Origin of the sequence: Amycolatopsis sp. SID8362 (assembly GCF_010550475.1) — a bacterium.
GTDB lineage: Bacteria > Actinomycetota > Actinomycetes > Mycobacteriales > Pseudonocardiaceae > Amycolatopsis > Amycolatopsis eburnea.
This window is the reverse complement of the sequence record NZ_JAAGNB010001614.1, coordinates 1-9,996: the sequence shown is the minus strand read 5'-3', so window position 1 is coordinate 9,996 and position 9,996 is coordinate 1. Positions and strand designations below refer to the sequence as shown.

Annotated in this window: 14 protein-coding genes; 9 read left to right on the top strand and 5 right to left on the bottom strand. The window is 70.8% G+C overall.

Annotated elements, in window-relative coordinates; all coding sequences use genetic code 11:
* Window position 1: 1 nt before the first annotated feature.
* Both G3I65_RS49795 and G3I65_RS49790 read left to right on the top strand, forming a co-directional pair.
* Window positions 2-751 (top strand): ATP-binding protein, encoded by a 750-nt coding sequence (locus G3I65_RS49795; protein WP_160702742.1) that lies wholly within the window; start codon window positions 2-4, stop codon window positions 749-751.
* A gap of 11 nt (window positions 752-762) precedes the next feature.
* On the top strand, window positions 763-2,622 hold the full coding sequence (locus tag G3I65_RS49790; protein ID WP_160702740.1) for a CheR family methyltransferase: 1,860 nt from the start codon (window positions 763-765) through the stop codon (window positions 2,620-2,622).
* A 21-nt stretch (window positions 2,623-2,643) separates the two neighbouring features.
* On the opposite strand, the gene G3I65_RS49785 is transcribed toward G3I65_RS49790, so the two are convergent.
* Window positions 2,644-4,296: a glutamate--tRNA ligase gene (locus G3I65_RS49785; protein ID WP_160702737.1), complete on the bottom strand. Its 1,653-nt coding sequence runs from the start codon at window positions 4,294-4,296 to the stop codon at window positions 2,644-2,646.
* Between the two features lie 195 nt (window positions 4,297-4,491).
* Here G3I65_RS49785 and G3I65_RS58010 point away from each other — a divergent pair, with 195 nt between their 5' ends.
* From G3I65_RS58010 to G3I65_RS49750, 7 genes are all read left to right on the top strand, one after another.
* Entirely contained in the window at window positions 4,492-5,064 is a 573-nt protein-coding gene (locus G3I65_RS58010) for a hypothetical protein (RefSeq protein WP_160702735.1), read from the top strand.
* The gene (locus G3I65_RS58005; protein WP_160702733.1) at window positions 5,061-5,363 is read left to right on the top strand and encodes a DUF1905 domain-containing protein; all 303 of its coding nucleotides are present in this window, start codon (window positions 5,061-5,063) and stop codon (window positions 5,361-5,363) included. Before G3I65_RS58010 ends, G3I65_RS58005 begins: the two co-directional genes overlap by 4 nt.
* 87 nt (window positions 5,364-5,450) lie before the next feature.
* Entirely contained in the window at window positions 5,451-5,945 is a 495-nt protein-coding gene (locus G3I65_RS49770) for a YbaB/EbfC family nucleoid-associated protein (RefSeq protein ID WP_160702731.1), read from the top strand.
* Between the two features lie 10 nt (window positions 5,946-5,955).
* Window positions 5,956-6,294: a hypothetical protein gene (locus G3I65_RS49765; RefSeq protein ID WP_160702729.1), complete on the top strand. Its 339-nt coding sequence runs from the start codon at window positions 5,956-5,958 to the stop codon at window positions 6,292-6,294.
* The gene (locus tag G3I65_RS49760; RefSeq protein WP_160702727.1) at window positions 6,291-7,418 is read left to right on the top strand and encodes a hypothetical protein; all 1,128 of its coding nucleotides are present in this window, start codon (window positions 6,291-6,293) and stop codon (window positions 7,416-7,418) included. The genes G3I65_RS49765 and G3I65_RS49760 overlap by 4 nt, the downstream gene beginning before the upstream one ends.
* Window positions 7,349-8,059, top strand: coding sequence for a hypothetical protein (locus G3I65_RS49755; RefSeq protein WP_309236059.1), 711 nt, complete (start codon window positions 7,349-7,351; stop codon window positions 8,057-8,059). The genes G3I65_RS49760 and G3I65_RS49755 overlap by 70 nt, the downstream gene beginning before the upstream one ends.
* Before the next feature lie 210 nt (window positions 8,060-8,269).
* On the top strand, window positions 8,270-8,626 hold the full coding sequence (locus G3I65_RS49750; RefSeq protein WP_375336784.1) for a hypothetical protein: 357 nt from the start codon (window positions 8,270-8,272) through the stop codon (window positions 8,624-8,626).
* On the opposite strand, the gene G3I65_RS49745 is transcribed toward G3I65_RS49750, so the two are convergent.
* The 4 genes from G3I65_RS49745 to G3I65_RS49730 all read right to left on the bottom strand — a co-directional run.
* On the bottom strand, window positions 8,583-8,843 hold the full coding sequence (locus G3I65_RS49745; RefSeq protein WP_086856240.1) for a GlsB/YeaQ/YmgE family stress response membrane protein: 261 nt from the start codon (window positions 8,841-8,843) through the stop codon (window positions 8,583-8,585). The two genes, G3I65_RS49750 and G3I65_RS49745, sit on opposite strands and share 44 nt — an antisense overlap.
* 91 nt (window positions 8,844-8,934) lie before the next feature.
* Complete coding sequence (locus G3I65_RS49740; RefSeq protein WP_160702725.1) at window positions 8,935-9,333, bottom strand: hypothetical protein; 399 nt, start codon at window positions 9,331-9,333, stop codon at window positions 8,935-8,937.
* A complete protein-coding gene (locus tag G3I65_RS49735) occupies window positions 9,305-9,670 on the bottom strand; it encodes a DsrE family protein (protein ID WP_160702723.1) in 366 nt (121 codons plus the stop codon). Before G3I65_RS49735 ends, G3I65_RS49740 begins: the two co-directional genes overlap by 29 nt.
* Before the next feature lie 65 nt (window positions 9,671-9,735).
* A partial coding sequence (locus G3I65_RS49730; RefSeq protein WP_160702721.1) for a response regulator transcription factor occupies window positions 9,736-9,996 on the bottom strand: 261 nt, incomplete at its 5' end.

Genomic DNA, 9,996 nt, shown 5'->3' with positions numbered 1-9,996 from the left:
GGTGAACCTGGCCGTCGGCCGCTTCGAAGAAGCGACCGTCGTGACGGTCACCGGCGAGCTGGACGTCGGTTCGTACCCGGCGCTGCGCGACGGCCTGCTCAAGATCGCGACGGACGCCACCGAGGGGTTGGTGGCCGACATCCGGGCGCTGCGGATCCACGACCCGTCGCTGGTGAGCGTCTTCCCCCTGATCGCCATGCGGGTCGGGGACTGGCCGGGCATCCCGTTCACGCTGGTGGCCGCCGGGTCCGGTCACCGCACGCTGCTGAGGCGCCAAGTCGTCGACAGCTACGTCCCGGTCCGCGACGACCTGACCGGGGCGGTGGCCGCACTGGACCACCCGGTGCGACGGCGGAGCGAACGCACCTTCCCGCGTGCCGAAGGCAGTTCGGCGCTGGTCCGCGAATTCGTCACCGGCAGGCTGGCGCAGTGGGGCGTCCCCGAACTCGCCGAAGACGCCCGCTTCGTCGCCACCGAACTGGTGGAGAACGTCCTGAAGCACACCACCTCGGAACCGCGGCTGCGCCTCGACTTCCGCCGCGGCGTGTGCACGGTCGCGGTGGCGGACCAGGACGCGCGCCCGGCCGTGCTGCTCGAACGGCTTTCCCCGTTCGAACCCGGCATGGGACTGAAGCTCGTTGCGCAGATGGCCCGCACGTGGGGGTGCAGCCGGTCGTGGGCCGGCGGGAAGGTCGTCTGGGCCGTTCTCGTCCAGCGTCCCCGAACCGGTGGTGACGGTTCCGCCGGGTAGCGTGTCGGATCGTGAGCGAGCCCAAGGAATCCAGCGGCGAGTTCGAGTCCGTGCTGACCTACCTCAAGGAGTCGCGGGGCTTCGACTTCACCGGGTACAAGCGGAGCAGCCTCATGCGCCGCGTCCGCCGCCGGATGAGCCAGGTCGAGATCGACAGCTACGCGGACTACATCGACCAGCTGCAGGTCAACTCCGACGAGTTCGTCGCGCTGTTCAACACCATCCTGATCAACGTGACCGGGTTCTTCCGCGACCCGGACGCGTGGGACCACCTCCGGGAGCACGTGCTGCCCGCGCTGCTGGCCGAACGCGGTTCCGAGCTGCCGATCCGCGTGTGGAGCGCCGGCTGCGCGGGCGGGCAGGAGGCCTACAGCCTGGCGATGCTCTTCGCCGACGCGCTCGGGATCGAGGCGTTCCGGCAGCGGGTGAAGATCTACGCCACCGATGTCGACGACGAAGCGCTGGCGCAGGCCCGGCACGCGGCCTACACCCCGGCCGAGGTCGAGGGGCTCACCGAAGCCCAGCTGGAGCAGTACTTCGAGCTGCAGGGCAGCCGGTACTGCTTCCGCAAGGACCTGCGCCGGTCGGTCATCTTCGGGCGCAACGACCTGGTGCAGGACGCCCCGATCTCCCGGATCGACCTGCTGGTCTGCCGCAACACGCTGATGTACTTCAACGCCGAGACGCAGACGAAGGTCCTGGAGCGGTTCCACTTCGCGCTCGCGCCGCGCGGCGTGCTGTTCCTCGGCAAGGCCGAAATGCTGCTGTCGCACGCCCGGATCTTCGAACCGCTGGACCTCAAGCGGCGGGTCTTCCGCAAGGCGGTCAATTCCCCGGTCAGCTTCACCCACTTCGTTTCCCACGGCTTCTCGCAGCGGCGCAGCCAGGACATCTCCGGTCTCGAAGGGCTGCGGGAGCACGCTTTCTCGGCGAGCCCGGTCGCCCAGATCGTCGTCACCGAAGACGAAACGACCGCGCTGATCAACTCGCAGGCGGAAATCGCGTTCGGATTGTCCGAACGCGACGTCGGGCGGCCGCTGCGCGACCTGGACGTCTCCTACCGGCCGGTGGCGCTGCGCGCGTACGTCGAGCAGGCCCGCCTGGAACGCCGGTCGCTGCGGATCAAGGACGTCGAATGGCGCCGGGCCGGCGAGACCGTGTGGTACGAGGTGGACGTCAACCCGCTGGTGAACAACGCCAAGGCGCTGCTCGGTGTCTCGATCGTGTTCCACGACGTGAGCTGGGCGCGCCAGCTGCTGATCGAGCTGGAGCACACGAACCGGCAGCTGGAGTCGGCGTACGAGGAACTGCAGTCGACGAACGAGGAACTCGAGACCACCAACGAGGAACTCCAGTCCACAGTGGAGGAACTGGAGACAACGAACGAAGAGCTCCAGTCCACCAACGAGGAACTGGAGACGATGAACGAGGAGCTGCAGTCCACCAACGACGAGCTGCAGACGATCAACGACGCCCTGCGCGAGCGCACCCTCGACCTCGACGAGGTGAACGAGTTCCTCGAGTCGGTGCTCACCTCGATCCGGGCGGGCATCGTCGTGATCGACTCCGAGATGCGGATCAAGGCGTGGAACCGCGGCGCGGAAGACCTTTGGGGCGTGCGGCGGGAAGAGGCCGAGGGCACGCACCTGCTGAACCTGGACATCGGCCTGCCGGTGGAGGAGGTGCGCCCGGTGGTCCGCGAGGCGCTGACCGACCCGGCCTACCACGGCGAGCTCACCCTGCACGCCATCAACCGCCGCGGGCGGGCGGCGGTCGTCCGGCTGCTGTGCGGGGCGTTGCGCGGCTCGAACGGCGACAGCCAGGGCGCGCTGCTGATGATGGAAGAAACGAAGGTCGGCCCGGCCGGGTGAACCCCGGCCGGGCCGGCGCCGCTACTTCGTCAGGGCGGCGATCCGCGCGAGGACCTCGTCCCGGCCCAGCGCCTGGCTGATCGCGTGGAGGTCCGGGCTGCGCGTGGAGCCCGACAGCGCGATGCGGATGATCTGCGAGGCCTCGCGGATCGAGCCCGGGAACGCGCCGGGGTCCTTCTTGAACTCCTTGGCGTTGCGCGCGAACCCGTGCTTGGCCGCCACCGCGCGGATCTGGTCGAACCACTCGCCGCCGTCTTCGAGCTGCTGGTAGCCCTCCGCGAAGTCGCGGGCGACGGCCTGGACGACGGCGGGGTCGACGCCGAGCGCGGCGATGCGCTCGTCGTCCGCGCCCGTGACCGCCGCGTGCAGCTGCGGGAAGAAGAACCCGTAGACGGCGCGGAATTCGCTCCACTTCTTCAGGTCCTTGCGCGGGTTCTCGGCGCCGTCGCGCTCGACCGCGAGGGCCCGCAGCGCGAGTTCGGGCTCGGCGTCGAGGACCGCGAGCAGCTCCTTGTCGAACCGCTCGGCCCAGGTGCGGACCGCGTCGAGGATCGCCGCGCCGGAGAGCGTCGCGATGTGGTCGGCGGAGATGTCGTCGAGCTTGACCAGGTCGACGAGCGGGCCGGCGACGCCGCACTCGGCGAGGTTGATCGGCTCGGTGAGCGCCTGCTCGAGCGGCAGCTCGGCGAGCCGGCCGTTGGCCAGGCCGCGCAGGTAGTAGAGGACGGCCTCGGTGGGATACCCGGCTTCGATGTAGAAGTCGACGGACGCCTCCGGGTCCTTCCGCTTGGACAGCTTGCGCTTGGACCCGCCCTCCTGCTTCATCAGCGGCGCGATGTGCGCGTAGGTGATCGGCTCGAAGCCCAGCGCGTCGAACAGCTGCTGGTGCACCGGGACCGACGAGATCCACTCATCGCCGCGGATCACCAGGTTGACCCGCATGAGGTGGTCGTCGACGGCGTGCGCGAAGTGGTAGGTCGGCAGCCGCGGGCTCTGGTCGGAGCTCTTGAGGATGACGACGTCGTTGCGGTTGGCCTCGGCTTCCAGCGGCCCGCGGATGGCGTCGGTGAACCGGGCTCGCGCGCCGGTGTCGTCCGGGGCCCGGAACCGCACGACGTACGGGGCACCCGCGTCGAGCTTGGCCTGGACGTCGGCCGGGTCGGCGTCGCGCCAGATCGCCCAGCTGCCGTAGTAGCCGGTGGGCAGCTTCGTGGCCTGCTGCCGCTGGGTGATGGCGGCCAGCTCGTCCTTGGTCGCGAAGTCGAGGTACGCCTTGCTCTCGCGGAGGAGCTCGCGCACGTAGCTGAGGTAGATCCGCTCGCGGGCGGACTGCTGGTAGGGCCCGTAGTCGCCACCGCGCTGGGTGTCCTCGTCGGCGACGAGGTGGAAGTAGCGGAAGCCGCGCTCGAACTGCTCGGCGGCGCCTTCGACCTCGCGGGACTGGTCGGTGTCCTCGACCCGCACGAGGTAGCGGCCGCCGGAGCGGCGGGCGACGTCCTGGTCGATGGTGGCGGTGTAGATGCCGCCGATGTGCACGAACCCGGTCGGGGACGGGCCGAAGCGCGTGACCAGCGCGCCTTCGGGCAGCTGCCGGGCGGGGTAGCGCTCCTCCCAGTGCCCGGGCTCGGGCAGGTCGGCGGGGAAGAGGGCGTCGATGACCGCTCGGTCCAGCATGGGTTGTTCTCCCGTATCGTGGTGCACTTGCCCGCCGTTCGGCGTCGGCGATGGTGGTCGTTTTCGCCGACGACGAGCCTAGCCGTCCGGCCCAGCGGCGCGGCCGGGCGGTCGTGAACCGGCGGCGGGGACGCCCTTTTGTGCTAGCTTCCCGGCATGCGCGGTCGGTTTCCCTTCGCCAGGACGCTCTCGGCAATGGCTTCGCTGCTGGTGTTCCCTCTGATCGCCCCGGCTCCTGCCGACGCGTCACCACCACCGGCCCGCGAGTGCGCGACGCCGTCGATCGACCGGTACCAGCAGTGGCTCGCGAGCGGCGAAGGCACCACCGTCCCGGCGACCGGCAGCCTCCTGGTCCGCGACCACCACCGGTACACGGCGAAGATCTCGTTCCTGAACGCCGAATGGCACGTCGCCGTCGTGTGGCTGGGGAACCAGTTCGAGGCCCAGGCAGATCTTTCGCGTTCGGCGGGGTTCTGGCTGACCTACCGGGCGAGCGACGACCTCTACGTCCAGCTGCGCCCGGCTTCGCACTGGAGCGGCGGCGACAAGTGGCTGACGCCGGTGCCGTCCACCCACGGGCGGCTGGTCACGAAGTTCTTCAGCTTCGCACCCGATCGGTGGACGTCGCTGCCCGAACTGGGTACCCCGCCGTATTCGTTCGCCTCGGCATTGCCGGAGGCGCGCGGGCTGGTGTTCGTCGGGAAGACGCCGAACGAGCTGGAGTTCCGCGGGCTGCGCGTCGACCACTACCGGCCGCCCTGCCGGTGAACGTCGTCTTCGAAGCCGAGCTGTGGGAATGGGACGCCCGGCGCACCGAAACCTGGACCTTCGTGAGCCTGCCCGCGGACGCGTCGGAAGACATCCGGGAGATCACCGCCGGGCCGCGGCGCGGGTTCGGCGCCGTGCGCGTCCGGGTGAAGATCGGCGGCACCGCATGGCGGACGTCGATCTTCCCCGACAGCGCGCGTGGTGCCTACGTGCTGCCGGTCAAGCGGGCCGTCCGCCAAGCCGAAGGGCTCGAGATCGGGGACACCTGCGCGGTGTCGGTCGAGCTCGTCGACTTCTGACCGCCGGGATCCGCCGAAACCGGATCGGCGAGCGGGCGAATCTGTCATGATGCGGACAACGGCACCCGTAATGCGCAAGGGAGACACATGTCCGCCCAGATGGACGAGCTGATCGCCCAGTTCGAAAACTTCCGGAGCAAGGTGCGGCAGGCCGAGGCCCGCTTCGTCGGCGTCGGTGACATGCAGGAGCGGGTCGCGCGCCTGGAGAGCACCGCCACTTCGCCGGACGGGACCGTCACCGTCGTCGCGGGGGCCGGCGGGACCGTCACCGACCTGCGGCTCACCGCCGGGGCCACGCGTGTCGAGCCGGGGCAGCTCGCCGCCACGATCATGGCCACCATCCGGCGGGCCGTGGCCGGGGCCGTGCAGCAGCAGGCCGGGATCGTCGACGACGCCTTCGGGGACGCGTTCGGCGTCGACGTCTCCGGGCAGGTCCGCGAAGCCCAGAGCGAGGCGTTCGGAACCGCGGCGCCCGAGCCCGCGTCGGAACCGCAGCCGCGGCAGCCGTCGCGGCCCGTCCGGCGGCCCGCCGCCGACGACGATGACGACTTCGGTCAGGGCCCCATCCTCCGCCGATCCTAGGGAAACCGCGATGCCAGACGGAATACAGACGAACATCGGCGCGATCAACGCCTACGCCCGGCAGCTGCCCTTCTACGAGGGTGAAGCGGAGAAGTTCGGCGCCAAGATCGACGCGGCCGACGTGACGAACGAAGCCTGGGGCCTGATCGGCCTCTTCGCCAAGGAGGGCTACACCGAGCGCCTCACCGAGCTGCGGTCGCTGCTGACCGACCTCAAGGACGGCGTCGACGGCTTCACCACGAAGCTGACCAAGGCCGCGGAGATGTACCAGGGCATGGAAGACGCCGGCAAGATCGCCTTCGGGCGCTACGAGGCGGAAATCGACGCGGTCGGGGGCCAGGGCGAATGACGGAGCCGAAGAAGAGCATCGCCGACGCGCTGAACGTCGAGGCCTACGACGAGAGCATGGGCGCGAACCTGGACCGCGCGGCGGGTTTCGTGCCGGTGGCCGGCACGGCGTACAAGGCGGGCAAGTCGATCGGCGCGCACGCCCAGCAGGCGTTCCAGGCCGACAACCCGAGTGAGCTGCTGTCCGCGGGTGGCGCGCTGGTGGGTGACGGGGCCGCGTTCGTCGGCGCCGCGGCCGGCGACATGGTCACCTTCGCGATGGACCCGATCGGCTGGCTGGTCAGCCACGGCCTCAACATGCTGCTCGAACTCGTCCAGCCGCTGCAGGACGCGCTGCACCAGGTCACCGGCGACGGCCCGGCGATCGGGCACGCGTCGGAGAACTTCGTGACCATCGCGCAGGGCTTCGTCGCGCTGGCCGACGACTTCGAGAAGACCGGCGACACCGCGCTGGCCGAGTGGGTCGACGAAGCGGGCAACGCCGCGAAGGAAGCGCTCGGCGACTTCTCCTCCGGCATCCGCGGCATCGGCTCGGCCGCCGGCTCGGTCGCGGAAGTGCTGCAGATGTGGTCGATGGTCATGGTGGTCATCGAAGAGGTGATCAAGGGGATCATCACCGAGCTGGTGTCCTGGCTGATCACGCTGTGGCTGCCGGCGCTGGCCGCGTCGGTGATCAGCTTCGGCAGCTCGGTCGCCGCCGCCATGACCGCGTCCATCGCCAAGGCCGCGGCGGTGCTGAAGAAGGTCACCGGGTACCTGGGCAAGTTCGGCAAGCTGCTGGACACCTTCATCGAGTTCCTGGCGAAGTTCTCGACGAACGTCGTCAAGTTCACGACCAAGCTCCGCATCGGCGTGATGCCCGGCGAGACGAAGTTCGGGTTCGGCGCGGTCGCGCAGGGCTTCCAGCCGAGCAACCGGGTGCTCACGACGATGTTCGGTGCCTCGGCCGGCGCCGGGCCGCTGCTCGCCGGCGCGGGCGTGAAGGCGGGCATCGGAGCCGCGAAGGGTGCGTTCGCCGAAGGCAAGGACGCCGTGACGCCCGAAGGGGACGAACCGTGGTTCGACAAGAGCGAGATCGGCGGGGACCGGAGTCCGGAGGAGACCCGGAAGGACCTCGACATCTGACCGACCGCGCGGCCGCGCTCAACGCGCGCGCCGAGCAGTGGGCGGACGACGCCCAGGTCCGCCCGGGGTTCCGCGAGCGGGTCGAGGCGCTGGTGCGCGACCGCTGGCGCGAGCCGGTGATCGTGCTGCGCCTCGGCGACCCCGACGTCGGCTTCGCCGTGCCGGGTCGTCGCCAGGACGGCACGGTCGAGGGGGAGGGGCAGGTCGGCCAGTTCTTCAAGGGCGTCCTGCGCGGCGTCGGCACCGCGGTGGTTTCGGTGTTCTCGCTGGCCAACGGCGGCGGGGCCGGACGGCCGTTCCAGCGCGAGGTCCGCGTGACCGGCCCGGCGGACGCGCAGGTGCTGGAGCTGGCCGATCGGCTGCGGTCGCTGCGGGGGCCGTGGCTGGCCTTCTCGCCGTCGTGCGTGGCGCTGGTGGACACGGGCTCGACCTTCGTCGACCCGGCCGACGCGCCGCCGCCGGACCTCGTCTGGGAGGCGCGCCAGCCGCAGGCACCGGCGGTGAACTTCCGGCGGCACACGCTCACCTGGCCGGACGGGTCGAGCTTCCGGTTCCCGCTGCACGGGCGGACCGAGGAGCAGCACCTGCGCAAGTTCGTCGAGCCGCCGGGCATCGTGCACTGGGAAGGCCGGCCGGAGTAGGCGGCCGAGGGGGACATGGCGCGCACCGAGGGGGAGGAGAGCGCGCCATGTCCGTTCTTGAAACGGTACGCGCCCGGCGGGCCGGTGGCGGCGGAACCACTCGTACGCCCGAACCGCGCACAGTGACCGGCGGGCTTACTGCCCGCCGCCGCGGCGATCGGGTTCCTCTCATCCGTCAGCGCCACCACCATCGACGGCTACTCGCCGTCGGTGCAGCGCGACGCGGTCGCGTCCCTCGCCGCGGAGGCGGGCATCAGCGAGTCCGCCGCCGTCGCCCTGCTGCGCACGCAGGCCAAGCACTCCAGCGCGGCGATCGGGCTCGACCCGAAGACCAACCGGATCGTGCTGACCGCGGGCGAGATGCACACCGCGATCTACAACGGCGAAGCCATCACCGGCGGCGGCACCCGCTGTTCGGCGGGCTTCAACGCCAACCGCGGCGGCCAGCCGGCACCTCACGTCGTACTTCCAGCCGGTGGGCGAGGCGCTGAGCGCGTACGGCGTGACGCTGAACTGACCGGCGTCAGTCCCGGCGGCCGAAGATCAGCCGGTAGCCGACCAGGATGATCAGCGCGCCCAGGATCGCCAGGCCCCAGGTGCGCAGGTCGAAGAAGGTGCCGAGGTCGGTATGGAACAGGGTCTTGCCGACCCAGCCGCCGACGAAGGCGCCGCCGATCCCGAGCAGGATCGTGATGATGCAGCCGCCGGGGTCCTTGCCCGGCATGAGGGCCTTCGCGATCAAGCCCGCGATGAGCCCGAGCACGATCCAGCTGATGACGCCCACGGGTGCCTCCGTCCGCCTGTTCTCCTGACGGCACAGGATGGCAGGAGGAGGCCCCGTGGGCGCGGTGAGCCACGCCCACGTGATCCGGATCTCAGCCGGGCAGCGGCCGGTAGCCCGAGCACAGGACGCGCAGCCAGTCGATCCCGCCGTCGCGCACCGTGTAGTAGGCCTGCTGCTCGACGAGGTGGTCAGCGCCGTCGCGGTGCACCCGCAGCCGGTAGGCCACGTGCTCGCGGTCGGCGACGCGGCCGGTCGTCACCGAGCACAGCTCCCGGATCCGGTCGTCCGCGCCGAACCAGCGGCCGAGGACGACGTCGCCGACGATCTCCGCCGGGTCGGACGCCGTCCAGTGGCGGCCCGGGGTCAGCGCCGCGAAGTCGACGCGGGCGGCCAGGACACCGCGCAGCGCGGCGGCGTCGCGGGCGGCGAGGGCGCGGGCGAACTGTTCGCCCAGCGTGGTTTCAGTAGCTGAAGGTCGTGACGGGCTCATCGCCGATCCACTCCCACATCGGTACGGTGCCGCCGAGCGCGGCGTTGGCGACGAGGTCGTCGTCGGCGAGGTGGCGCGCGGTGAAGCAGATCGGGCAGACCAGGAACCGGCCGCCCGCGGCTTCGTAGCGTTTGACCAGGTCCGCCAGCGGCGGGCAGCCTTCGCAGGCCACGGCCTGGGCGAAGCCGTCCTGGGCGAGCCGGACCGCTTCCTTGGTGAGGAACATCAGGGTCTCGCGGTGCTGTTCCGCGGCGCCGACGGCGACGAGGAAGGCCACGGTGACCTTTTCGGGGTCTTCGAGTCCGGTGGTGAGGCTGATGACGGCGCGGGTGGGCATGGCGCGCTCCTTTCGACGCCGTCAGCCTCGCCCGGGCCCGCCCGCCGCCGCATGGGGCGGATGCCTCATCTTCCGGCGGCCGGGAACGCGCTCGTGATGCCGTGTTCGAGGGCGAACAGCCCGGCGCCGGTGCGGTTGGTGACGCCGGCCTTGGCGTAGATGTGCTCGACGTGGTTGCGCACGGTCTTCTCGCTGATCGACAGCGCCCGCGCGATCTCCCGGTTCGAGCCGCCCCCGGCGAGCAGGCGCAGCACCTCGGCCTCGCGGGCGGTCAGCCCGGCCGGGAAGGACGCCCGGCGGCGGGCCGGGTGCCCGGCCGCGAGCAG

Bases quoted from the DNA above. Each gene is read 5' to 3' on its own strand.
- G3I65_RS49785 (WP_160702737.1), bottom strand. From the start codon at position 4,296: ATGCTGGACCGAGCGGTCATCGACGCCCTCTTCCCCGCCGACCTGCCC.
- G3I65_RS58010 (WP_160702735.1), top strand. From the start codon at position 4,492: ATGGCTTCGCTGCTGGTGTTCCCTCTGATCGCCCCGGCTCCTGCCGAC.
- G3I65_RS49770 (WP_160702731.1), top strand. From the start codon at position 5,451: ATGTCCGCCCAGATGGACGAGCTGATCGCCCAGTTCGAAAACTTCCGG.
- G3I65_RS49765 (WP_160702729.1), top strand. From the start codon at position 5,956: ATGCCAGACGGAATACAGACGAACATCGGCGCGATCAACGCCTACGCC.
- G3I65_RS49760 (WP_160702727.1), top strand. From the start codon at position 6,291: ATGACGGAGCCGAAGAAGAGCATCGCCGACGCGCTGAACGTCGAGGCC.
- G3I65_RS49740 (WP_160702725.1), bottom strand. From the start codon at position 9,333: ATGAGCCCGTCACGACCTTCAGCTACTGAAACCACGCTGGGCGAACAG.
- G3I65_RS49735 (WP_160702723.1), bottom strand. From the start codon at position 9,670: ATGCCCACCCGCGCCGTCATCAGCCTCACCACCGGACTCGAAGACCCC.